This window comes from Anabaena sp. FACHB-83, from assembly GCF_014697485.1.
In the GTDB taxonomy this organism is placed as follows: Bacteria; Cyanobacteriota; Cyanobacteriia; order Cyanobacteriales; family Nostocaceae; genus Nostoc_B.
Genome location: NZ_JACJRY010000029.1, coordinates 27148 through 51694 on the forward strand (window position 1 = coordinate 27148; position 24547 = coordinate 51694).

25 protein-coding genes are annotated in these 24547 nt (G+C 42.3%); 18 read left to right on the plus strand and 7 right to left on the minus strand.

Annotated elements, in window-relative coordinates; all coding sequences use genetic code 11:
• The 6 genes from H6G79_RS25565 to H6G79_RS25590 all read right to left on the minus strand — a co-directional run bounded on the left by H6G79_RS25565 (position 1) and on the right by H6G79_RS25590 (position 10978).
• Complete coding sequence (locus tag H6G79_RS25565; RefSeq protein ID WP_190592950.1) at positions 1-4797, minus strand: hypothetical protein; 4797 nt, start codon at positions 4795-4797, stop codon at positions 1-3.
• Positions 4797-7808 carry a DEAD/DEAH box helicase gene (locus H6G79_RS25570; protein ID WP_199334072.1) on the minus strand — a complete coding sequence of 1004 codons (3012 nt, stop codon included), beginning with the start codon at positions 7806-7808 and terminating at the stop codon, positions 4797-4799. Before H6G79_RS25570 ends, H6G79_RS25565 begins: the two co-directional genes overlap by 1 nt.
• Before the next feature lie 527 nt (positions 7809-8335).
• Complete coding sequence (locus tag H6G79_RS25575) at positions 8336-8848, minus strand: hypothetical protein (protein ID WP_190592951.1); 513 nt, start codon at positions 8846-8848, stop codon at positions 8336-8338.
• Positions 8849-8930: 82 nt separating this feature from the next.
• Complete coding sequence (locus H6G79_RS25580) at positions 8931-9572, minus strand: hypothetical protein (RefSeq protein WP_190592952.1); 642 nt, start codon at positions 9570-9572, stop codon at positions 8931-8933.
• Positions 9573-9722: 150 nt separating this feature from the next.
• Positions 9723-10607: a hypothetical protein gene (locus tag H6G79_RS25585; protein WP_190592996.1), complete on the minus strand. Its 885-nt coding sequence runs from the start codon at positions 10605-10607 to the stop codon at positions 9723-9725.
• A 191-nt stretch (positions 10608-10798) separates the two neighbouring features.
• Positions 10799-10978, minus strand: a complete 180-nt coding sequence (locus H6G79_RS25590) for a ribbon-helix-helix domain-containing protein (protein WP_190592953.1) — start codon at positions 10976-10978, stop codon at positions 10799-10801.
• Positions 10979-11149: 171 nt separating this feature from the next.
• Between H6G79_RS25590 and H6G79_RS25595 the strand changes: the two genes are divergently transcribed.
• From H6G79_RS25595 to H6G79_RS25645, 11 genes are all read left to right on the plus strand, one after another.
• On the plus strand, positions 11150-12172 hold the full coding sequence (locus H6G79_RS25595; protein WP_190592954.1) for a hypothetical protein: 1023 nt from the start codon (positions 11150-11152) through the stop codon (positions 12170-12172).
• A gap of 123 nt (positions 12173-12295) precedes the next feature.
• Complete coding sequence (locus tag H6G79_RS25600; protein ID WP_190592955.1) at positions 12296-12724, plus strand: hypothetical protein; 429 nt, start codon at positions 12296-12298, stop codon at positions 12722-12724.
• 59 nt (positions 12725-12783) lie between these two features.
• Entirely contained in the window at positions 12784-13299 is a 516-nt protein-coding gene (locus tag H6G79_RS25605) for a hypothetical protein (protein ID WP_190592956.1), read from the plus strand.
• 26 nt (positions 13300-13325) lie between these two features.
• Positions 13326-14255, plus strand: a complete 930-nt coding sequence (locus tag H6G79_RS25610) for a hypothetical protein (protein ID WP_190592957.1) — start codon at positions 13326-13328, stop codon at positions 14253-14255.
• Between the two features lie 83 nt (positions 14256-14338).
• Entirely contained in the window at positions 14339-14683 is a 345-nt protein-coding gene (locus tag H6G79_RS25615) for a hypothetical protein (RefSeq protein WP_190592958.1), read from the plus strand.
• A 52-nt stretch (positions 14684-14735) separates the two neighbouring features.
• Entirely contained in the window at positions 14736-15152 is a 417-nt protein-coding gene (locus H6G79_RS25620) for a hypothetical protein (RefSeq protein ID WP_190592959.1), read from the plus strand.
• A complete protein-coding gene (locus tag H6G79_RS25625) occupies positions 15149-15445 on the plus strand; it encodes a VVA0879 family protein (RefSeq protein ID WP_190592960.1) in 297 nt (98 codons plus the stop codon). The genes H6G79_RS25620 and H6G79_RS25625 overlap by 4 nt, the downstream gene beginning before the upstream one ends.
• A gap of 2 nt (positions 15446-15447) precedes the next feature.
• On the plus strand, positions 15448-15915 hold the full coding sequence (locus H6G79_RS25630) for a hypothetical protein (RefSeq protein WP_190592961.1): 468 nt from the start codon (positions 15448-15450) through the stop codon (positions 15913-15915).
• Positions 15912-16133 (plus strand): hypothetical protein, encoded by a 222-nt coding sequence (locus H6G79_RS25635; protein ID WP_190592962.1) that lies wholly within the window; start codon positions 15912-15914, stop codon positions 16131-16133. Before H6G79_RS25630 ends, H6G79_RS25635 begins: the two co-directional genes overlap by 4 nt.
• A 145-nt stretch (positions 16134-16278) precedes the next feature.
• Positions 16279-16959 carry a hypothetical protein gene (locus tag H6G79_RS25640; RefSeq protein ID WP_190592963.1) on the plus strand — a complete coding sequence of 227 codons (681 nt, stop codon included), beginning with the start codon at positions 16279-16281 and terminating at the stop codon, positions 16957-16959.
• On the plus strand, positions 16956-17630 hold the full coding sequence (locus tag H6G79_RS25645) for an alpha-ketoglutarate-dependent dioxygenase AlkB (protein WP_190592964.1): 675 nt from the start codon (positions 16956-16958) through the stop codon (positions 17628-17630). The genes H6G79_RS25640 and H6G79_RS25645 overlap by 4 nt, the downstream gene beginning before the upstream one ends.
• Before the next feature lie 109 nt (positions 17631-17739).
• Here H6G79_RS25645 and H6G79_RS25650 read toward each other — a convergent pair whose 3' ends face one another.
• Positions 17740-18696, minus strand: coding sequence for a cytosolic protein (locus tag H6G79_RS25650; RefSeq protein WP_190592965.1), 957 nt, complete (start codon positions 18694-18696; stop codon positions 17740-17742).
• Positions 18697-18770: 74 nt separating this feature from the next.
• Between H6G79_RS25650 and H6G79_RS25655 the strand changes: the two genes are divergently transcribed.
• The 7 genes from H6G79_RS25655 to H6G79_RS25685 all read left to right on the plus strand — a co-directional run bounded on the left by H6G79_RS25655 (position 18771) and on the right by H6G79_RS25685 (position 24506).
• Positions 18771-20258, plus strand: coding sequence for a hypothetical protein (locus H6G79_RS25655; protein WP_190592966.1), 1488 nt, complete (start codon positions 18771-18773; stop codon positions 20256-20258).
• Between the two features lie 2 nt (positions 20259-20260).
• Entirely contained in the window at positions 20261-21610 is a 1350-nt protein-coding gene (locus tag H6G79_RS25660) for a DnaB-like helicase C-terminal domain-containing protein (protein ID WP_190592967.1), read from the plus strand.
• 64 nt (positions 21611-21674) lie between these two features.
• Positions 21675-22055: a hypothetical protein gene (locus H6G79_RS25665; RefSeq protein WP_190592968.1), complete on the plus strand. Its 381-nt coding sequence runs from the start codon at positions 21675-21677 to the stop codon at positions 22053-22055.
• A gap of 4 nt (positions 22056-22059) precedes the next feature.
• Complete coding sequence (locus tag H6G79_RS25670; RefSeq protein ID WP_190592969.1) at positions 22060-22530, plus strand: ASCH domain-containing protein; 471 nt, start codon at positions 22060-22062, stop codon at positions 22528-22530.
• Complete coding sequence (locus H6G79_RS25675) at positions 22527-22688, plus strand: DNA cytosine methyltransferase (protein ID WP_190592970.1); 162 nt, start codon at positions 22527-22529, stop codon at positions 22686-22688. The genes H6G79_RS25670 and H6G79_RS25675 overlap by 4 nt, the downstream gene beginning before the upstream one ends.
• Before the next feature lie 102 nt (positions 22689-22790).
• Entirely contained in the window at positions 22791-24191 is a 1401-nt protein-coding gene (locus tag H6G79_RS25680) for an NF041680 family putative transposase (RefSeq protein ID WP_190592971.1), read from the plus strand.
• Between the two features lie 39 nt (positions 24192-24230).
• Positions 24231-24506 (plus strand): hypothetical protein, encoded by a 276-nt coding sequence (locus tag H6G79_RS25685; RefSeq protein WP_242048546.1) that lies wholly within the window; start codon positions 24231-24233, stop codon positions 24504-24506.
• Positions 24507-24547 lie beyond the last annotated feature (41 nt).

A 24547-nucleotide genomic window follows, 5' to 3' on the forward strand; every position in this document is an offset into this window, starting at 1 on the left:
TTAAACTCCGCCTCCGTAGCGTTTCTGCAAGACTTCGTAAGCTTGGGCATAGTCGGCTTCGCGGTCAACTTTGGTAAAAGGCGGATAGAAGGTTTTGGTGACTGTTTCTAAACCATCGTTTATTTGCCAACTTACGGTGAGAGGTGAAGTGCCGTTCCAGTTTTTGAGGGCTTCGCGGACTTCTTTACCTCCAGGGGCTTTACGGTTAGTGCTGGGGAGGCGTTGACCTTTTGCGTCGTATTCATCGCCAAGTTCGTATTGCCGCATGACGGGGAACTGTACGCGGTAGATAGTGGTGAGTTCGTCGAGGGATAAACCGAGGGCGAGGGCTACCAGGACATCAATTTCGAGGAGGGCTTGGCGGCGGGAGTAGTCGCTGCGGAGGGGTGAATGCCATGACCATTGATGAGGGTCGAGTTCGTGCCAGGAAGACTCGAAGGAGTCTAGCATTGGATTTTCTACTGCCCAATTGTCTTGAGTGATTTGGGTGAGGGCGACGGATGTCCAGAGGTCGGCGTAGTGTTTGGTGAGGGCGTTGAGGCGTAAGCCTCGGTGCATGATGGGGGTGATGTGGGGGTCTGAGATTTTGGGGAGAATTTTCAGGTCAGATTCTAAAATATTGGTTCGACCTGCTGCACGAATTAAGAAATCAAAAATAACTGTTGTACAAACAGAAGCGAAAGCTACAAGGTTATAAACCTGCTCAAAAGCTATAGAAGAAATTGCATTTATATGAGTTACTTCAGGTGGTATGATAGCACTAATTAATGTTCTTTCATTGCTAAGACTTGCCATAATTCTGTTGACAAATCTATATGTATTTCTAATATGATTAAAATCTTTGGATTGAGTAATTTCTGCATAGTAATTAGCTCTATCGCTCTTTTTATTCCCAGGTCTATAAACTGCTCTTGGTAAATAATGTTCTGGTAATGTAGTTAAGTCAACATCATCATAAGCCTTATTATGATTACAGTGATTTCTTGGATTTTTATTTAAAGGTGTTCCTACATAAAAATGAGGGCCACTAATAACCCAATCGCTTGTATGTTGTGGTTGAAAGCTTGGGTTATCTTGTCGCGTAATTATACCATCCCGTTGAGATGATGTTTCGTCAAACATGACTGTAGAAAAGTATTTTTCCCCCAATTCAGGAAGAAATTTTAAGGCTTTGTTAATCTTGTTTATAACAGTTACTAGCTGACGAGCATGAACTTGTGGTAAACGAGCCTCAATAATTGGTACAGAAAAATCTTCAAGTAAGTTATGAAAAGTTTCTAAGGTTTTTTCTGTTACGTAAACAATACGATCACAATGACCTTTAGTTTCCCAGCTTTCATTATCTGTTTTGAGTCCAGGAACAGGTTCTTCTTTAGCCTTGTGATTGTAACAGGCTGTTATAGTTATAGGAAGATAAAGATTAGCTAAATGTGCAAAATTTACATTTTCTTTTAGAACTGAAAAAATATTGAGGCTAAAATTTGTTTTATTATCAACCTCAGAAAATAACTTCATCTCATTCTTAAAATGATAATGTCCAACCAACCTACGATAATAAGTATTTCTTAATCTTCCATGAGTTCCATCATCATAAGGGCTTTCCTGATGCAACAACCCTCCAAAGCCTTCTTTACCTAATAAACTCCAACTTTTAACAATAAAATTTTTATATAAATTCGTTCGGCTTCCTCGCAAATCTTCATAAAGTCGGTGACAATTTAAAAATGCAACGGTTCCCAAACTAGATTTTTGAGCATTTAAATAAATTCTTCTGTTGAATTCATCTTTTAAAAGTTGAGGGTGTTCTTTATTAAACTCTGCACTTCTAACTTCCCGAACTCCTAAAATTGGATTGAAATCACACAATAATGCTGCATCTGCCCAAGACACTTTTAACCAAGGCGGGTTTCCTAAAATCACATCAAACCCTTTCGACTGACTTGCATCACACCCCAAAACCTCAGAAAATGCCAACTCCCAATGCTGAAACCTCTCCTGTTCTGCAACATCCCGACTCACGCGATACCAAGACACCGCCGCACACAGCAAATCTGTATCTAAATCAGTCTGTGCAGTAGCTTTAAGCAAATTCGCGCCATCAAAATTGCAGCGAAAGGCTTTAATACTTAAATCTCCTGACCGGGCTAACAATATCTGCGCTGCTTCTAAATAATCTTCTCGCCTTGGCAATGCTTCCACTTCATCCATCGACCAGAAAAATAACGCACACCAAGAGTCCATTAACAACTTCAACCGTTGAAAACTGCCAGAGGTAGATTCTAGTTTTGCCTTCACCTCTTCCTGTAACGCCAAACTGGGGCCGGGTTCTGTTGCTGGGGGTTGAGGCCACACACTACCAGGACAAGCTGTTTTCTCTAATGCTGCTAACCGTTCCTTGGCATATTGCTGTTCGTGTTGGTCAATTAAATCGCTAACAGCCAGGGCTAAGTTTACCTCTGCTTCTGTCCATTTGCTTTTGACTTCTTTTCTCAACCATTCCTTAGCTTGCTGCACCTCTTGGGGGTGAAACTGCTTGACCAAAGCATCCCCAGCAGTGGGAACCATATCAGGGTCAAACACTAGGTAGTGATAAACTTCGTTTTTGCCTCGCTGTTCTCCTGGCTGGAGTTGACGGGGTTCCAAGGCTTCATTACCGCTTTTGAGATGCACTCCTGCCAATAATTGCGCCTTTGTCCAGACGGCGCGGCGTGCGCCAATTAAACTGTTACCTGCTCGCAGTCGTAAGCCAAACCAAGGCGTTGCTCCCCTTACCCATTCTTCCGTACCATCCTCATGAGTTAACTTCGCCCGGTGCATGGAGTTGAGCCACAGGGACAGTGCGCCCAATTCTACCGCCGTGGGGTTGAGGTCTACGCCGTAAAGATTGCGGGTAGTGATGTAGTGTCTAACGCGACGCAATTCATCAGGAAAATCCGCAGGTTCAATCGATTGATTCAGTTGTTTCTGCTTCAATTCCAGGTATTTTTGCGCCAGTTGGTTTGCTGCCTCATTTAAGAATGCACCGCTTCCCATTGCTGGTTCACAGACTGTTAATTGCAGAATTTTGTCGGCATCTTCTGGAGTATAGCCTTGCAGCAATGGTCGCAAAGTTTCTTCAACTAAGCATTTTGTTAACACTTCCGGCGTGTAATAAGAAGCACTCTGCTCTCTATCTAATCCCGACAGGTGCAAAATAAATGAGCCTTTAGCATAAATCCGGGGTTTGCCATCATTGAGGCGTTCTACTTCATCTTTCTTAAACTCTTCCAATCGTTCTTTAGGGACAAACCAAGTTTGGGTTTTAGACTTGCTAAATTCATCCTGAGCGCGTTTTACTTGGATAAAATCTTGCTCGGCAAACATCCCCTTGTAAGATAAAAGCCCTTCGTAGACTGCACCTAGTTGGTTAATCCCCAAGTCTGCGTAGTTTACCCGTCCGGTAGTTTTGGTTTTTTCGTCGTAGCTGAGAGACAACAGACGGATAACCTGTTGCAAACATCGGTTGGAAAGTTGCGCCCGACTCAACAATGGGGTAGCTTTCGGGTCAAAAAGTGTGGCGGTTAAAGGTGGTAACTCAAAAGTCCGTTGTTGTTGGGCAAGTTGCAATTGCAACTGGTCGGGATTTTCTTCCTGTTGCAGAGGGTGAAATCCTTCGTGGACTAAGGTGAACAGTCTATTTAAATGTGTCTGAAAGTAAGTTCCTTCGGCAGACTGTTCAGAAAGTGGGACTAACTCTAAATCGCGCAATGCTTCCAAGCTGTAGCCCAAACGGTAAGCATCATCATTGATTGGTAAAACACCCAATTCCGCCCCATGCGCCTCCGCGTAGAAGCAGAATATTAGGCGATACACAAAGGTCAAAGCTTCATGACGTAGTTGCTCGGCGGTGACAGTAGTTGAACCATCAGGTAAAGCTTCCTCTGGGCGCAGGTTAATCATACCTAAACTGCGACGACGGCGATCGCTCACCCATTCATTTGCTAGTAACTCAATTGCTTCTCGTACTGCGACCTGAAGGTTTTCTGTCACCCCATGAGCCAGCTTGTGGCTTTGTTCTCCCAAGGTATCATGCAATAATTCCACAGACTCACTATCTGGAGCCAGCGTCTCCCGTGATAAGAAAGTAGCGATTTGCTCAAAGGTCGCTTTCTCGTTGCGACCAAAAGCTTCATCTAAATCAAAAGCCAACCAGCGTCCGTTAGCATAAGTTTTGCGGTCAATTAACAGTATTCGACTTCCTGCCAGAATCATCACCCAACGCGGTGGTTCTTCAGTTTTAAAAATCTCACCAATTGCCCGGCCCCAATCACCTTGTATCAGTTTGTGGTTAGAATCAACCAATTGTTCTAATAATGGCTTTCCTTCTAGGGGGTCTTCACTGGCTGCGCCATCTGGCAAACTGCCATCGGGAATGCAAAACACACTCTCGCAGACAACCAACCAAGGTTGTCCAAATCGCTGTAATAGTCCCAAAATCGGAATGTAGACATCGCCACTTTCTACAGGCAAATCCATCGCGTCTAAGTCGCTGTAGCCAATTGCCTGTAATAAGTAGGAATGCCAAGATTGAATTTCTACACCAGCATTGCGTCGCTGATTCCAGTCCAATTCTTCAATAGCTTGGGCTTTGGCTTTAAAGTATCGCTGTGCTAACTTCTGCAATTGCCGGGGTGATGCGGCTGCGCCTGCTTCCTTCCACGAAGAAGTAAACTTCTGTGCGTCTTTGGAAAACGTAGTATCGAGGTAGTGAGATGAATAGTATTCACCAACATTGTGAATCGCAAAATCTAAAGCCATTATTTCACTCCTTCGATAACCAAAACTAACCGAGTAATGGGCGATTCCCCTGGTAGCAAGTGCATATCGCGCCAATGTTGCTGACGGTCTTTGAGATATTTGTCCATTTCGTCGCGCTCTCGCTGCAAGCGTTTAGCCGACGCGCTGTTGGGGTCAATTTCTGCAAGGTGCTGGTCAATAATTTCTCGCCGTTTCTGACTCCACTGTTGCAGCCGTTGTTCTTCTTGTTGCAGTAGAGGTTTGACCTTTTCCTGACGCTGTTTTTCGAGCGATCGCAAATGTTCTAAACTAGCTTCTACTGCCGCAGGTATTAACAGTTCAGCCGCAGCAACTCGCGCTGGGGTCTTGCTATTTGCCAGTCGCTCAAATCCCGCAGATGCCAAAGTATTCCGCAGAGGAGCCATTTCACAACGACCACCAGGGCGAATGCGGATGGAATGGGTATCCACAACCAACGGCGTACCTGCTTTGGATGGCACTTGTCCAATAAAACAAAATGCTAATTCCCCTTCTTGGAGTTCTCTAGAAGTGACTATAGGGGCTTCTCCCCGTGCAAACTGCATCAGCAAGCGTTCTACTAGCCACTGCATAATCGGGTGAGTTTCACTACACAACAATTCCTTAGACCAGTAACCAGAAGTATTACGAGCAGCCGTAATTGCCAGCTTCACCCGTTCCACATCGTCTGTCAGCCGAAACTGGTCGCCTTCCTGCCATGCCTCTTGAGGAATTGCCGTTCCACCAAAAATGATGTCATTTTTCTGTGAAGGCGCACCCAAACGCCGCTTCAAATCGGGAGGGGCTGTCAGTGTCAGCATTCGCCCCTCAACTTCCAGAGGTAAATACTCTTGATTTGATTCCTGCAATAATCGGTAAGCTGCAACTAAGAAATCAAAATCTTTGTAAAAACGAATACGTCCGTTATTAGCCTCCACAGACTCTACTTGTTTAGAGGAAACATTATTCCCCCTGCTTCCTCTGCTCTCTTCTCCGCCCAGCAACAACGCCACCAAATCATCATCATCCTTGAGATTACCTGCGGAAATGATTAATTCTAAGTCGTTGGCTTCTGTGGATGTAGTTGCACTCTGCCCCACTCGCTTGTCTAAAACATTGCTATCTGCTTTCAACAAGCCCTGTTGGGCAATGTACTCTTCTTCCTTTTGCGGATCATAAAGCTGAAGCAAACTCTCTCCAGACCTAGTACTGCGGTTAATTTCTTCTACCTTGTCTATCAGCCGTTCAAAAATAGCTGAATCTCCCTTTAGCAGTCCGTTTTTTGTCTCAACCATCAAATACCGAAGAATCGACGTTTGGGTTTGCCCAATGCGGTCAACTCGCCCGTTGCGTTGAATTAGCGTGATAATCGACCAGGGCAAGTCATAGTGAATAACGTGATGGCATTGGTGATGCAGGTTAATTCCCTCGGATGCTACATCAGTGGCAATCATCATCCGCACAGGTGAAGATTTTGTCCCAAAAGCTTCTACTGCTGCCATTAAATGCACATCTGGAAAAGCCCCACTAATGGAAGCGATCGCCTGATGCGGTTGGTCTTCAAATTTTTCGCTGTGTTGAAGATTAAATGCTTGAGCGATCGCAGCAGTTAACGCCTTCTGAGTTTCTACATACTCGGTAAAAATCAAAACACGCGGACAACGCTCTTGTCCATTCCAGCCAATTTCTTGCAGTTGTTTCAGCAACAGTTGAAAACGGGAGGAATCAGTTAATGCAAGTTTTCTCAGGGCTGTTTCTAGCCCTTTTAAATAAGGTATTTCTGGACTTTGAGGGTTTTCAGCTTGCAGTTTTTTCAGTCGTTTGGAAACAGTACTAGCGCAAGATTCCGGGCTAGAAAGAAACTGTTTGTAGAGTCCATATTGAATTAAACGCTGATTTCTCCACTCTGAATACTCCTCCTTTTGGTTCTGGATTGCCTGTCGCAGTTCGCCCAAAATCCTATATGCAGTTTCTTCTGCACTTGTCGCCTCCGCCGTGGTTTCCTGAAGGGGTACAACAAGTCGTTCAGTAAGTTGCAGCCCAACTTGATGACGCACATCTTCTTTAAAGCGCATCAAGTAGAAGCCACGAATATCATCTGCATCATACTCTCGATAACGAGGATCAGGGATTGCTGATGGATCTAGTAAGGAAATTAAACGCCCAAAAGTTTCTCTTTTACCATTATGAGGTGTTGCTGTGGTCAGCAACATACTATCTGTGCGCCTTGACAGCAACCGTGCTAACTTATGGGCTTGATGATTCTCAGGAATACTAGCCCCAGCAACGTTGTGCGCTTCATCAATTACCACCACATCCCAGCGAGTATCTTCTAAGAAATGGCGATAGCGTCCAACATCCTTGAGTGTGTCAATGCTGATAATGACTCGATGATAAACCTCAAAGGGGTTCTTATTAGTGGGAATCTGTAACCTTAATTTAGCAATGCCTTGAGAGTCTAACCTTACCAGAGGAATACTGAAACGGTTCCAAAGCTCTGCTTGAAACTGTGTCAGCATGGATTTTTTGGTTAACACTAAAATCCGATTTGCCCGTCCCCGACGGATTAACTCTGTCAGGATCATGCCAACCTGTATAGTCTTGCCCAATCCAACCGCATCCGCCAGTAGCAATCTAGGTCGAAGTTGTTCCAGCGATCGCTTGACTGCGATAATCTGAAAAGGCATAGGGTCAAATGCACCTAACCCTTCCAGATCAGCTTCTTCCCCCGCCGCAGGCATCTGCCGCAATTGTGCTTCTAGGAACAGTTTGGAGCGACGGAAACCATTTGAATTATCAGCAATTAATCTAGTCTTACGTGGATCTACTGACTCAATTTTGTCAAGCTGAGTCAAGAAAATTGCCTGATATCCTCGAACCAGTTCATCAACTCCAACTACTTGCACTGCATGTTGTGTACCTGCATCGTTAGAGGCATTTATACGCTGTACAAGCCATTCAGCATCACGACATAAAACCCGCATTCCAGGGGCTAAGGGCAGAATATTAAGCATTAATAATAAATAATATAAGTAATAGGTTATACCTGTAATAACCCACTACTAACTGGCGGTCAATGTTAGATTTACATAGAGACTAATGAGTACAGCAGCAAACCGCATCATAATTTTGCTGCGAGCGCATTAAGTAACCCGTTTAAGCGCAATTGCTTCGGTGAAAGCATAATTTGACGAAAAATACAGTTAGGAATAGTTTTCCTAGTAACTCCAGTCAACAACATAAGAATATAACTTAACACTCTGTATTAGTGTTTTCTTTTAATCTTTAGTTTATTGAGAATGCTACTTCATCTATGATCTTGTATTCTTTCTCTATCAAACTAAGAGCTTCTTTTCTCAAAGCATAAGATAAGCCCGGTTAAAATTCCCAAAGACTTCAGAAACCTCTGTACTGCTACTCCAGCCTATTGAAATATACCTGGCTGATGCGATTGCAGAATTTTTATTCACCTATACAGCTAATATTACTCGAAGCCAAAACGCTCACTCCAGTATTCTTCAAAATCTCCGTATTTACAAAACTATTGCTTAACTAAATGTCTGACTAATCTTGCATTTAAAGCAACTTTAAAACACAGTTCCTCAAATGGAGATTCCGGTTCCCATACCGTAAATTCCTCTATGTCATCTGCTATCCCTAGTATTGGCTTAGGTAGCTTAAATATTTCTTTAAATTCATACCCAACAACAGGATCATCGCCCCATTCATTCTGAGCTTTGAAAAAAGACAAGTCTGTACCTAGGTAGTGCTTATTAGCATCTGCCTTAAATTGGCTTTCGTCATATTCAAATATTTCAGCCTTTGCTGTAGCAAGAATAGAATTTACAGGAACAACATCTTTTGCTACACCACCTGCAATAAGTCTATTTTCTCCTCTTTCTTGGTCTAATTCATCAATATACAAAGCAGAATGAATTAGAAAAAAATTAGCATCGTTATAGGAAGTATTAAGTATTATTGTTGGTATTCTCCCAACCATTATATAGTAGGCTTGGTCTGGTGCTAAAGCAATTGCATAGTTTGTTTGTCCCATTTTACCCCAATCAATTTTTCTTATATCTTAATAAACACTAAATAATAGTATTGAAGAATAATATTCACATTTTCTTTTTAATTTATCTCTCTATTTGATTCCAAGCCTGAGTAAATGCAGCTTTTTCAACAGAACTGCTTGCACCCCACAAGGGACACTGCTTACCTTTAATTGGAATAAAATTTTTAAAAAATGTAGGGTTAATAAATGTATATACATAACAAGGTTCACTATATCGGCAATCAACTAATTCAGCTGCGCCAATAATACATCCTCTTTGTACATTAGGTGAAATATTATATTCTTTAAAAGCTTCATCACTGTCCATTGACAGTCCAGCTTGGATTAATGTCCATCCACGGTGATTGGTGTTTTTTCGTCGAATCTCCATATCTTCTTTACCCATTACAATTGCATAAGCAAAAGGAGCATGAGTAGTTAAACATTTTAGACTTTCAGGCGCGTTTTCAATAGGCGGACGATAGTTATTTGTTAAAATATTCTTTTGCTTAATTTCATTTATCTGCTCGTCTGATAGGTCTACTATAAAATTACGAGATTTTGTATAATTAGCCATCTCAGCTATTTCTAGCCAAGTTCTCTCAGGAATATCTAACACCTTTTCTTGAGGAATAATAATTCTTGGAAAAGCATCTTCTGGATCTACGTGTCCTATACGAATACCTTGAGAGAGAATACTAATTTGATATTCTTTTATGCTCATGTATGATTATCAAAAAATATTGGCTATCTTCTTACCCATTAACGTAAGTAAAAAGCTAAAACTCTATGTATATATGACTTATACTTCTATTATTGTATTCAATATTACTTATTTGTTCACAGTAAAACTACGGGATAATTAAGCTATAACTCAAAAGCTACCAGTTTCCAACTCCAACACACTCAACACTTTTTCCTCCAAGTCCGTCAAATAAGCCCGATTCAACTTCCCCAACGACTCCAAAAATCTCTGCACCGACTCCTCCAGCCCACTCGAATACACCGCATTGATGCGATCGCAAATCTGCTGCATCTGTTCGCATTCTTGAGGCAAGTATTCATAAGACTTCAAATGCTGCACCCCAACCGTCACTTCGCCATCCCAGGTTCTCACAGTACAGCTAAAGTCATTCACTTGAGTGACAATCGCCCAACAACCACCTTTACCCCTGAGTTCGGGATTGTCTTTGACTAAAATCTGGCACACCTCCCCAATCTGGTAGCTATTGGGTACTTGGGTACGTTCCATTATTCGCTGCACCGCATCTTTGACGATACGATGAGATAGTACTTTACCCTTGGCAGATTCTACAGCTTGTTGCCATGCTTCGGGCTGAATGTCTGGATCTAGTTTTGTTAGCGGTCTAACTTGCCACTCGTTAGTCGGCAAAATGTGATCGGAACGATCACATTTTTCAGCCAGATTATCAAATACAACAGCCGCATCTATTAAAAGATAAGACTGACGACGGTTGTGGCCAAATCTATCACGGCAATATTCCTCGAAGGTTTTGTGTGTTGAACGATAAAGTTTGCGATCGCGCAATTCCATTAAAGCCTTGCCAGCCTCAAAAAATGCCCGTTCTACCTTTCGCTCCAGGTGCAGGCGATCGCGTTGTTCATCTTCGGTAAGTTCTGGGACTTCAACGGCAGAAACGTCGATGGTTGCTGAAGCTGGATTTTCTGAAGGGGTAATGTCTGAGTTGAGTGGTGAGGTAGAGGTGGCTTTTTTGCGCTTATTGGGTGGGGTGTTCATCATTCCACCTCTTTCCGTTTATTGGTATTTGCTTAGAGTTAAGTCCAATAGATTCCAAGCTTTGCAGATCGTTGCAATCAATTTTTATTAAAAGCTAGAAACCCAGAGCGAGAGAATCAAACTTGATTTTGAAGTAGACACCGAATTTAACTTTGAAATGAAGGTAAAGCGTTAAAACCGATGGTTGAAGGTTACGCATCCTTTAGTTCTCCACTCTTCTTGGCGCGTTCTACTTCTTCTTCGCAAATAACTTCTATCAAATTAGATAGAGAACGCTTCCGAATCTTGGCTAACCGTTCCAAGTCAGACTTTAATGCTTCATCCAAATAAAGCGAGATTCGCTTTTTGGCTGTAACCACCGATAACACCATAACGCTACTCCAAAACTATACTCCCTTCATTGTAACACGAGGGTAACGCTACCTTAGCGTAATAAAAATGTTGTAGTAGCATTAAAGTAGTGCTACCATAGAAAGAGAGAAAGCACCCCGACTGCGAATCTAAAGTGCTTTCTCTGCCCTTATATTCAAGGAATCTTTATTATGACCCATGCCATATACTCACAACAACAGCTGCGCTCCAAATCCCTACCCCAGCTAAAGCGCATCTACAGCGAAATCGGCTGCACCCTCGAAGTAAACGACAGACGCTGCAAGGATGAATGGAGAAGCGCGATCGCAGAATATCAATCCGCCCAGTTTCAGAAGATTGACGAGCAGGACATAGCTCAAGGCGAATTCAACCAGTACATCGCAGATCAAGCCAATGCGATCGCACCCGAAGAATTAACAATCAAAGAAATCAACCCCCACCATTTCGAGATTTTTGCTGGTAAACAGCTAATCGCATACATCAGCTACGATAACGCCGAGTTCGTCACCCAGCCTTGGTTAGTGATGGTAAATGGTAACGAAATCTTCCGACACAACACCCAAGCTCGATGCTTCCGTTACATCGAATGGCATTACAAAGACGGGACACTCCCATTACCCTTACCTGCATCAGCCCAATTTCCAGAACTCCCGACAGTTACAGAAATCTCCTTCTACGACCAAGAAGCCTCTGTTGACGGTCAATTGGTGGCAAGTGTGAGCTTTGACCAAGACAATTACCAAGATTTGTACTGGCGAGTGCTGGTAAATGACATTGAGATTTTCCGGGACACTACACCTGCTCGATGCCACAGTTATGTCAAGCAGCAGTACCAGCAAGGAACATTACCAGTGCAACGGGCATTTGAGGAACCATGCACCACAGGAAATGAAATCATGGTGCAGATTGCCTGTGAGTGCGACAAATATGGTTTGGAATTGCTGGATGATGGGATTTACACCAGCGATGGCGAGAAGCTGGGCGAAGTTGGTTTTATCAATCGACTCTGGTGGTTTGCGCGAGTTAATCAAAAACAAACCTTTTGCGATTCTGTTGAGGATGCCATGTGGCTGCTACAAATACCAGATGATTTACCAACGGCTAACGAATACTTGCAATATCATCCGTTGGAGCAACTGTCGCCGAGGGAATTGCAGGGGTTGTTTGAGGCTACGGCGTTAGTCGCAGTGTAGGGAAACAGTGGGCTTTGATGCCCACTAGACCGAAACCAATAGCGTACCAGTTTCAAATATAACTATCCAACTGGGAATAAACTTCCGTAATTTTGTCAAAGTCATCAATACATCAAGACAGTTATGCAATTCAATACATCAATCCCCCAGGGCTGGGAATTACCTAAATTCTGGCTAGGGCAACGGACAGAACAAGGTTTAATTGTCGGTGTTGAATACTGCCCTCCCGACACACTACTAGCCGAAGAATACGGAAAGTCGCTTTGCTCCAATTCAAAATGCAAAATTCAAAATGCAAAATTATCTTACTCTTCAATTTTGAATTTTGAATTCTTAATTTTGAATTGTTTTGGTTGGCGCTACATCGTGCTTCCTAACAAAAATTCTGAAGAACTTCACCACTACTTTGATGACGAACTCAAACCACTATCTACATCCAAACTTCAGAAAGTACTACAAGAAGAACTTGAGCAGTATCAACAGCGCATCACAAATATTCAACAGCAATTAACTGCGATCGCTTATTCCTCTGGTGACAACTCTCACCGCTAACTGCAAGCAGTGATATTGGTATTTACTAAGTGTGTAGCGTTTTTTAATCAGGAGTCAAAATGATAATTTCACTAAATGAAGCAACCAGAAGATTTTTTGATTGTCTTGATGATCAAGAACCTGAACAGGAGAGAAATAACCGCCTAGCAGAAGTATTTGGAATTAACTCACTCATCCTTGGTTCAGGCGGAACAGAAGATGATTGCGTAGTTGCTATGGCTGCATACGTATACAATCATGCTCATCTTGAAATATCTCAAATATGTGAATTATTTGGGGTAGATGCCGTTTTTCAAGCTCAACCATTAGTTAACAATACAGAGCTATCTGTTATTGAACAGATTGATCAACACGCTGAACTTATATGCCGTCTACCAGAGCAAGTATTAAGAATTTCTGTTTGTCGCACACTCTACTATTCTCGGTTAAGGCAATATCACGGTTTAACAAAGGATTGGTCTATTTACGAAACTCTAGTCAGAAATTATGTCAAATATTGCTCAGAAAACTCTTTGCAAAGATTAGTAGCTGAAATCGCCACAATTTATAGTTGGCACACGAAATCTCAGGCGTGAAGAATTCTTTTAAAAAGGAGCAAACTATGTCTTTACCCTTAAATCAGTCGCTACTGCTCGAATCCAAATCTTTTAGAACCTCAGCCATCACCAATTTTTCTGACGACAAGGCTTTAGAAATTCTGACCAAGGCTAAAGCGATTATCTTTGCAGTCTGGGGTGGTAGTGGCTGGGCGACTACCTCACAAATCGCTGAGTATTTTAGAGTTACCGAATCAGCTGTCAAAGAACTCTACAGGGTTAATGGGGCTGAATTTCGAGGATTGGAAACCAAAACCCTTACTGGCAAAGACTTACGGGATGTTAGACAGACCTTCTGTCTAAGTTCGAGAACACCAAAAGCGAGAGTTTTTAGTCCTTTGGGTGCTTTGAGAATCGCAATGCTGCTGACTGAATCTGAGATTGCCGCCCAAGTACGCACCATCATTTTAGATTTAGTTGCAGCCATACCAACCACTCAACCACCCCAACAACCCCCAGCACCAGCACTCCCCCCAGTTGAACAGCGATTGCATACTCTTGTCCAAGCCATAAAAACTCTCGCAGAACTGACTGGTGGTAAACTCAACCCGTACACCGAGCAGCAATTTAAAGACTTCGCAGCGAATCTGCTGGCGGAACATAACCGAAAAATGCTAACCGGCTCAGAAGAGAAATGGATGGGCGTGGTGAACTTTGCGGAGTCTGAGCTTAACAAACAAGTCCCTGTTAGCGGTTCTCATTGCCGGGGGCATTTAGGTACTTGGATAAGGACATTCTACCCACACCTGGGTTCACGCCAGGAAAACCGATTAGTGAACGGCACTCAACAGCCAGTTTATGTGTACCCATGCCATGACCCTGCGGTGGCTGTGGGGTTAACGAAAGCGATTGATGAGTTTTTCGACCACCCAAATCCTGCGGCGGCGCTCAGGCAAGCGGGGGCTTTTCGGAAGAAAGCTGTGGTTACGGCTTGATGGTCATCGTTTATTGGTCATCGGTCATTAGTCAATGATAATTAATTAGCAAGCGTAACCTTTCATAAACAAGAGAAATTCAAATGAGTTACCGAAAGTTTAGTGAACAAGAAGCCTGGATTATTAATTTGATTAATTCAGCACTACCAGCCGATATCAGAATTGATTTGTCACCAGAACAAATAGATAAATTAAAAGGCGGGATATTACAGCATTTGATTCAAACGCAAGGGCAAATATCAGATAGTGATGTTCAAGTTATGGCGAAAGTTATTTTTGAAAATCAGCCACTCTGCAATATCTGTAATAACGAGGGCTATTTAACAAGAAGTTTATACGTGCAAATCTTCCCAGAAAGAACACATCAAATACCACTTGAAGCACTTTATGTTGCTTGTGATTGTTCTATAGATGAAGAAGATTATTAACTATGAAACAACAAAACACTATTTAATAAATAATAAAATTATAGGCAATTAAATGAACCGTTTAGAAATAGCAAAGCTTGAATCATACCGAGAACAGCGAGATTTTGAACTATCAGGCAAGAGTTCTTTAAAGTCCTTTTTAGTATTTCAAGAGAGTTTCCTTTATTCATCAAATGAAAGGCATATTCAACGATTAGAGTTGATAGACAAACACCGAAATAGTTTGTTAGTGAAAATTATAGGGGCAAACTCATTCATTGACCCTTCAGAAATTATCGGTACTGCATCCTTTTCTGATGATTACCTGATTGAACAAATAGATGACTTTGACCCAGGCATTTGCTCTAACTGCATTAATTATCATGGGGTGCTTTATGGAAAAGCAAGATTAATATGCGCTATTTACCCTGATGGATTTAATCACAATTACTGCCCTGATTATTCTCCTTTTGAGAAGGTAAAACAATGACCAAAGATGAATGGCTTTTACAAGGACAAACACTATTCGGACAAAACATGATGCAGTGGAAATTTAAATGCCCTTACTGCGGACATATTGCCACTGTTGCAGATTATAAAAATGCTGGCGCACCCGAATCAGGCGTTGGATTTTCTTGTGTAGGGCGATGGTTAGAAGTGCATAAAGAAGCATTTGATGACAAGGATAAACGCAAAATTCCTTGTGACTATTCAGGTGGTGGATTAATTAACATCAGTCCTGTTGATGTTGATGGAAATATGGTTTTTGAGTTTGGGATTTAAACATGAAAGAACTCGGATTATTTCAAACAGATGCACTCATTGAAAAATTAGCCAAAGCATTCTACCGACTTCAAGGCTATGTAGTTCGACAAGACTATCAAATGCAAGACTCTACCCATCCGGCAGAAAAAGCCTGTGTAGCAATGGCGTTAGTTGCAATTGAAGAAGTCGAATTTGAACTAACTGGTAATGACGATGAAGAAGTTATTACTTGGCAGCAAGGACAGCCATTAAGCGAAGACCTCCAATACTATTTCTGCAAATATGAGGAATTTACTTTAACACTATTAACTTCACCTGCAATAAATACTACGCGTGTGGAAGTTTATTTAGAGAAGTTGAGAATTTATGTTTTTGAAAAAGAAATTAGCCCCAAAGAAGCAACAGAAGAACTACAGGAATACTTAAGCACACTGGCTGCACAGTTTCAAACGATAAGTCAAATTGAATTTTGGGAGAACAATTCATGAAAATAGTAGTTCAAGTAGTAGAAAAAGTTTATCAGGAAGCTCACTTATATATACCCGATGCACTGACAGAAGCAGCCATCAGACAAATCATTACAGACCGATATAATTCCGGCGAAATAACACCAGATTTAAATATTTTTCAAGTTGATTTTGAATCAATCAGCGCAACGATTGTCCACAATCAAGACTCTTTTAATGTTGAGGAAGAAGCAGCATGACCTTTTTGAATTCAAAATGCAAAATGCAAAATTCAAAATGAAGAATAAGAATTTTTTTGAATTTAAAAATCTTGGTTACAAGCTCACACTAATGATCTTTAATTTTGAATTAATAATTTTTAATTTTGAATTGGAGCAAAGCGACATGACAGTCACACCATTATTAGTACCTCATACAACTGTTACTGAACCAGTTACCCGTCACCCTCTCAACTTCTATGAGTCTCCATCGTGGTTCACTACCGAACTCCTGCGCTATGTTCCGTTATCTGGTGTAATTGGTGAACCTTGTGTTGGGCATAGGGCGATCGCATCATTACTATCCGTGTGGCCTCATACAGAACATATCTGGACAAATGACATCGACCCGAACAAACAGGCTAATCACCACTTGGATGTAACACTATCCGAATCCTGGGCAGAATTTCCCGAATGCGACTGGATCTGCACAAATCCACCTTATGCCGAATTTGCTGCACCTATTATCAAGAATGCTTACCACAAAGCCCGTGTTGGTGTTGCTGCATTTTTACTGACAAGCTTTCTCGAACCTTGCGATGATCGTGCGGATTTTATGATGCAATATCCGCCTTCGCTGGTGCTGGTTCTGCCCCGCTTTTGTTTTCGCAAGGATAAACGGGGTACTCGTTGGGCTACCGATAACATCACCATCTCTTGCTTTGTGTGGGATAAACGTGTAACCACACAGCGCATTATTGTGCGTCCCAAATCTCAAATTGTTGGGTTTTACAAGAATCCTGAACAGGCTATTTCTCAAGAACGGGCAGAAGAAATTGTAAGGGCGATCGCCATAGGGGAATTATGAAACAGATGACACTATTTGATGAACCCACAAGCGTTTTACCAGTCAGTTATTATCCAGAGTTCTTGAACAAGCAAGAAGCAGACGAACTTTACCAGCATTGCCAAGAACTGCAATGGCAACAGAATCAGATAAAAATGCTGGGTAAAACTATGCCTGTTCCCCGACTTGAATGTATTTACGGCGATGAAGGCTGTGACTACCTTTATTCTAAAAGCGTTCTACTCAAACCCCTACCTTGGACAGAACCACTGGCCCAACTGCGAGATAAAATTACCGCCACTACTGGTTACAGTTTCCGCATCGTCATTGGCAATCAGTACAGTATTCAATTCAAAATTCAAAATTCAGAATTCAAAATGAAAGAGACAAATTTTAATTTTGCATTTTGCATTTTGCATTTTGAATTCCCGAAGGGCGGGTGGCACAACGATAACGAGGCTTCGATGGGACTTGACCCGGCGATCGCTTCCATTAGTCTCGGCGCGGTGAGGAAATTCCAAATTAAACCCATCGGAGGCAAGCCTACTGATTTTTGGTTGGAACACGGCAGTTTGCTGGTGATGCTTCCGGGTTGTCAGACTACTCATCTGCATCAAGTTCCGAAGACGAATAAGGTTATGAGTACACGAATTAATCTGACTTTTCGACCGCACGTTGGGGGGAAGAGATGAATTGCTGTTATCGATCATAATTGTGCATTCAAATTTTAAATCCTATTAGTCAGCAACAAAACTGAATAATTACTAATTGAACCTTGAAAATTAAATACTCTTCAAAACTTTAATTCTCTGGCTGAGTGTCAGTTGCTGACTGATATAAAGAGCGCAATTCGTCAACACTATTCGCTGTTTCTATTGCTGACAAGATTGATTCGAGTAAAGTGACATCTTCAATTCGTTCAATTTCAGGTAATAAATTTTGTCCAGAGGTTCCAAACTTGAGTTTCAGCCCCAAAGCTATGCCTTTCAACAATCCTTTTTGGATACCAAACCGCTCAACCGAAGTAACATACTGCATACTTTTAGACTCCTCATAGTCTCGATATTCTTGCCAAAATTCCGACTCTAGTTGAGTTGGTAAGGTCATCATCCAATCAATAAACCGGAATAAATTTATGATATCTTCTCGCCCAAACCCTTGTTCGTATAATCTTTTGACTAAAACTAGTTTCTGCCGCTTGCGTTGTACTCTGTCACCACTGGTTTGCGTTGCTGCCAAGTGAGCCATTACTACCGTAGCTAAAGGGCTAAGACTGGCTTCAAGCTCTTTCCACCTTTGTTGATAGTCTAGCAGCTTAATTATCGGAAACTGGAAATCAACCGTACAGCCAAATAATTCATAACCAAACTGATTTGGTCGCCACTTGATGTTTTCATCCCCCAATATCGCCAAGGATGCAACAGAGCGATTGTAACGGTCGAAAATTCGATAATTGTATACAAACATACGTCTAGGAAAATCATTTTCTTCTTGGCTTTGGATTTCGATATGAATCAACAGCCATTCCTCTTCGCCCCCAATACGGTAAATTTTCACCAATTTATCAATCAGTCGCTTTCCTAGTTCGGCATCGCGGACTACTTGCTGCAATTCCTGGTCAAGAAACTCAAAGCCTCTACTCCAATCAATTTCACTGTGCGCTTGAGGAAAAAAGAACAACATGAAATCTTGAAAATACAACTGTAGTATTTGCTTCCACGGAGAATCGTATTCAGTTTGAGGTGCAATATTACTCATGGTCGAAAATTTAAAAGTTTAAAGGGCGTTCTACAACAACAAGATTACTTTAGTAAGTTTATTCTGAGGGCTGTATGAAATTAACAGATTTTTTGATAGATATTGGCAATTCTGTTGCTTATTATCCAAAATTAGTTGCGGTAACTGGTGGCGTTTTACCAAATTTGTTTTTATGCCAAATGTATTACTGGCTAGGTAAACAAAAAAATCCTGAAGGCTGGATTTATAAAACTCAAGCCGAGATTGAGAAAGAAACTGGGCTGACGCGAAAAGAACAAGAAACAGCCCGAAAATTTCTCAAAGCCAGAGGATTACTCCAAGAAAAATACACCGGATGCCCAAGACGCTTAGAGTTTTGGTTAGATAAGAATGCTTTAAATCAACGTTGGGCAGCTTTTATGAACAATCTTGAGCTACCAATTGCGGAAATTACAAAAGCTTGGACTCGTAGAGCTAAAAAATCTCAGGATGACGCTGCTCAAAAACACAGCATAATGCCCAATTCGGACAATATAGACAGCACTGATAGTGCAATATGTAATGACCTAACAGAGCAATATATATTGCCCCAATCATCCAATACAGAATGCCCCAATATGACAGGCTGTAATGCCCCAGATGGGCATACTGTAATGCCGCATTTGGGCAATATATCTATATATACAAAGAATACTTCAGAGATTACTACACATACTGCACCTCTAATTAAAGACGCATCTCTTACTCATGTGTGTGTGTGTGAAAAAACTGATCTGAACTTACAACCAAAGCAAGAAGAACCAATTTCCAATTCTTCGTTTTCACAACCAAACCAAGAACAACTAATTCCCGAATCTCTCACTTCGTTGTCAAATCAATCAGAGTCTTCGCAACACACAGACAATCCCTCATGTAGACTCTTTATGGCGGCGGGGTCATTCGATAAAAACGAACAATCGAACAATAATCCGTACAAATCCGCACGTAGCGTGGAGGAACTGATCGAGGCTTGGATTACTGACCCAACTACTTTCGCCTCGGATTTTGTACCAGTGGTTGTCAGAGAAAAAATCAAATGGAATCGCTGGGTGTTGCCCTGGCATTCTGGGGAACGGAAATTACACCCTCAATACCAGAATTTCAACCCGATCGTTGTGGATTTGGTGGCAAAAGAATTAGCCAGCACTGCCTCATGCACGAAAGATGAAAAAATTACCCATGCAGTCTCCGTGATGAATACTTGGGAGAAAACCAAAGGCGGCTGGACGAACTTGATGCAGCGTTATCAACAAGCTCTTCTGAAAAAACAACAAACCACCCCATCAACTAGCCCAAATCCACGCACCGCACCCAAACCACAGATATCCCTGGCACAGGCCATTGCCCAAGACGAACAACGCCGACAACAAGAACAAGCGAATCAAACGGCTTCTGCTTTACCTCAGCACACCAGTGAAACACTCCTCATCAAAGAAAAACTTTTTCAAAGAGTGAATTCTCAAAAAACTCGTACTTCTTCAGCACTTTCAGCTGCTGCCTTGTTAGAAGTCGAAGCCCAATTAAAACAAGCCCTCGGAGCGTAATTATGCACTCTAATCAAGATAACGTCATTCCTTTTTCAGTTCCCAAAGAAGTGGATTGTTTACCGCCCCAGAGCATTGAAGCGGAAGAATCCATCCTCGGCGGCATCATGCTTGACCCACAAGCATTCGACCGCATCAGCCATATCCTTGTCCCGGAAGCATTTTATGTGAGCGCACACGTAACTATTTACCAAGCATTCACTCGGCTTGCTGCTACTAGACAACCTACTGACTTACTTTGCTTGACCAACTGGCTTAAGGATCACAATCAACTGGAACGCATCGGCGGACGAAACAAATTAGCTTCTCTATTTGACCGCACGGTTTCTGCCGTCAACATCGATGTTCTGGCTGATTTGGTGATGCAAAAATACCGTCGAAGACAACTAATTAAAGTTGGTAATGAACTTGTGCAGTTAGGTTACGAAACCCAAACCGACTTACCACAAATCTTCTCGCAAGCCGAACAAAAAGTTTTCAGCGTCACCCAAAATTCCTCCGACGAACAGTACAAAGTTCACAAGGCTGCTGACATGGCTATGGAACTCTACCAAAAACTGGAGATGGGACAACTGCAAGGCGAAAAATTCGGCTGGTATGACTTGGAAGCAATCACTGGTGGTATCTTCCCTAGTAGTTTGGTGGTAGTGGCTGCTGAGTCTCACATGGGCAAAACCCACTTCATGATTTCAACTGCTTATGAAATCATGACGAATCTCGGCAAGGGTGTTCTTTATGTCACCCCCGAAATGGATCGAGTTCAAGTTAATAATCGAATATTAGCCCGAATTACTGGTGTTGATTCCATCCATATCAAAAACCGCACCGAACACTACTGGCCGCAAATCATTCAAGGCATCGATCAACTTGCACAAATGCCTTGGCAGATTTTTGAGCATTCAACGCCTACTCCCACGGAGATCGCCTCGGCTGTTCGTCGCTCTATTACTGAAAGTGGAGGAGAGATTGGTGCTGTGTTTGTCGATTACTTACAGCAAATTCCTTTGGAGTCCGGCGGAAATATGGCCCATGAGATCGGTAAAATTACTCGCCAGATTCGCGCGATCGCCAAAGAACATAAAATCCCTGTTTTCTTGGGTTGTCAAATCAATCGAGGCAACCAGACAACTGCTGACAAACGACCCAACCGCCATTTACTCCGTAACTCTGGCGAAATCTTCGAGGTTTGCGACCAGTTGATTATGCTTTACCGCGATGCTGTCTACACCAAAGACCCCAGCGACCAAACTATTGAGTTGATTGTTGAGAAAAATCGACTTTACGGCAAGCTGGGTACTGCAACTATGCTTTGTGATTTTTCCACTTCTCGGTTTTTGAACTTAGCGAGGTGAATTGACCAGTTTCTGTCACATCTTCTCTTGGGTTTTTTATTGTGGCTCAAACCAATATTTCTGTATGAGTACAACTTACCAAAAACTGCTTCACTCTTGGGCTACTCTTGCCCCTGATGAATGCCAATCGACTAATCACAGTTTTAAGTTTAAAGTCCGAATTCTACCAACAATTGAAAAGTGTGAATCAACCGATGCTTGGCGGCTGATTACTACTGAAAACTTTGCTTGGCGGTTAGAGAATACACAAGACTTTACTCTGCAACAACTGAATTTCATTCTACTGACCATCATCAACCACTGCGCTGCTCGACACTCCAGCATCGGGTTTACTTTTACTGAACTTGGGGTTACTGCGGTTATCTGCAACGGGCTACAGTCTCAACCGCAGCTTCATCCGGGTATTGCAGCGTTGGACGCATACATTCAGTTATTGGAATTTTGAAACTGTGACTACCCAAATAATCAAAGCCATCAGCCTACATCAGCCCTGGGCAACTCTTATCCCAATGGGTTTGAAAAAGCATGAAACTCGTTCTTGGTCTACCAGCTACAGAGGCTCGTTGTTAATTTGTGCTGCTAAGAAGACCAGCATTCACCAAAAACTCACTTATAGCTGCTTTCTTAGCAAGTATCAACAAATACTAGCTCACACTGATAATTATATCGAGTGGGATGATTTGCCCTTTGGCTATGCCGTTGCTCTGGTTGATTTAACCGCTTGCATTAGGATGACTCAGGCTTTCATTGACCAGCAGCCGCAAGCTGAACTTGATACTGGGGATTGGCAAGTTGGGCGGTTTGCTTGGAAATTGGACAACATTAAGCGGATTATCCAGGCTATTCCCATCACTGGCAAGCAAGGTTTGTTTAATGCCCAGATTGATTTACACTCCCAACACCTGGAGGCAGTCGCATGATATCTGTCCTTTCCCTATTCTCCGGCATTGGTGGACTCTGCCATCACGGTATTTCTGTGGCGGAAGTATGGCAGTCTATTGAAGTCCGAAGCTATCAACCCGGAGTTCTTACGGTGGCTCATGGGATTTCTGTAGGAGTGCCTAAAACTGGAGTTTAGACTAAATGGCAGGCAATCAAAGAAAAAATAGGGGGTGTGCTTGAACACAGGCCCCCTATTAGCAGAATCTGAGAAAAGAACCACCAATTCTCATCTGCCAATATGAACCGTGCCAAATTAAAAGAATTTCGTCAAGCAGCGTATAACTATCTAGGAAGAGCGCATGATGCAACATTTGAACTGATGGATGCAATATTGCTGACGCGAAACGCTTACAGTTTGGCAGATTTATCGCTATCACCAGCCTTTAGGCGTAAGTGGCCAAGCATCTACGAAGCATTACAAGATAGCAGACCACAACGGCAGAAATTGATGCAGTTATACATCAAACAAATGCCTTTACAGAGTCGCCCATTGTTAGCAGGCGACCATACAGCTTGGCCAAGGCCAGATGCGGTAACACTACAGGAAAGAACAATTGAACACAGTAGTGTCTCAATGGGAGGAGACAAACCAATTACTGTTGGTCAAGGCTATAGCACCATTGCTTGGATACCGGAAGATTCTGGCAGTTGGGCATTACCTTTGAGACATGAGAGAATTACCAGTTGGGAAAGCCCAATACAGAAAGCAGCGTGGCAACTACAACAGGTGTGTGAAAATTTACCTACAAGACCAATTTCGGTTTGGGATAGTGAATACGGTTGCGCCCCTTTCCTGTTGAAAACAGCCGATATCAAAGCAGATATTCTCGTCCGTTTGCGTTCAAATTTATGTTTGTGGGGCGCACCACCACCATATTCTGGCAAGGGACGACCGAGGAAGCATGGTGATAAATTTAAGTTGAATGATGCTTCGACATGGAGTGAAGCCACTCAAAGTATAGAAGTAAACCATGCCAAACTAGGACGCATCAAGGTGAGCTTGTGGTCAAATTTACACTTTCGCTTATGCGCTACACGTTCGATGTCCCTGATTCGGGTTGAACGTTTGAATGAGCAAGGAACTTTGAGAGTTTCAAAACCTTTGTGGTTGGCTTGGCTTGGAGAACAAATGCCGCCTTTAGAAGAAGTTTGGCAACTTTATCTGCGTCGTTTTACTGTTGACCATTGGTATCGATTTTTGAAGCAACGCTTACACTGGACTCTTCCCAAACTAAGTACCCCTAAACAATGTGAGCGTTGGAGTGACTTAATGCCCATCATGACTTGGGAATTGTGGTTAGCCCGTGATATCGTTGCAGATAACCCTCTACCTTGGCAGAAGTTATTGGTTAGTTTGACTCCTGGAAGAGTTGCCCAAGCAATGGAGAGCATTTTAGCGAAGATTGGTACTCCTGCCCTTTTAGAAACTTATAATCTCGTTGTCAAAGGCAGCTTAATGCACCGATTACAATATGGATATGCTATTACTGTTCATCAATCCCAAGGCGGTACATTTCCTCATTGTTTTGTTGATACTTCAAATATTTTTACCTGTCGTAATTTGTTGACACGAAATAAACTATTGTATGTGGCTTATAGTCGTGCTTCTCAACAACTTTATTGCTGTAGTAAATGGTGAATATCAACACCTTAATCTCAATGTAACTATTAATGTAGTATGGCTATCTTTACCTCGTACTACGCTGGACAAATCAAAGGCGAGGCTGTGTCGATTTCCCTCCACCCACCGAAGGGCGGGAAAGGTAAGCACTCTCCCGTATTCGCCCCCACTCTCGAACTGTTACGGTGGTGGAAATGTTCATCCCTAGATGCCTCAGCCCAACAAGAATACAAGCAGCAGTTTAGGGAAATTCTAGCGTCCCGGCAGCAAATTATTGAACTCTGGGTGAATCGCCAAAAGAAAAAACCGCAGGACATAACATTGTGCTGTTAATTGGGAAAGTAAGTTCCCTGTTCTACGCTGTCTTTAGTTTT